Annotated in this window: 1 protein-coding gene; it reads left to right on the forward strand. The window is 41.9% G+C overall.

The window, feature by feature from the left end; genetic code table 11:
- Window positions 1–106: 106 nt before the first annotated feature.
- On the forward strand, window positions 107–301 hold a 195-nt coding region (locus FH871_RS35540; RefSeq protein ID WP_212768445.1), incomplete at its 3' end, for a hypothetical protein.

Below are 301 nucleotides of genomic sequence, written 5' to 3' on the forward strand. Positions count from 1 at the left end.
GTCAAATGATTAATCGTTACCGAATAAATACTGAAGTTGATAGCGAAAGCTATTTTGTCGAAGATGACCTGTCCGACCTGAAGGTGGTTTATGATAAATTTGTTCAATGATTGATTTTTATCGAGGAATTGATAGGGATACTGATCTGGTAATCCCTTATTTGGCAGAATTAGCCCGAAAGATTAGTCCTAAAAGGTCTGCTAATGCTAATTATCGCTCGATCGAGCAGCTGGTTGAGGAATTAGGGAGCCGAGAAGCCCTAAACCGTTCTCGACCTGATGACCAGGCACTACTAGAGGCC

Origin of the sequence: Larkinella sp. C7 (assembly GCF_006149005.1) — a bacterium.
GTDB lineage: Bacteria > Bacteroidota > Bacteroidia > Cytophagales > Spirosomataceae > Larkinella.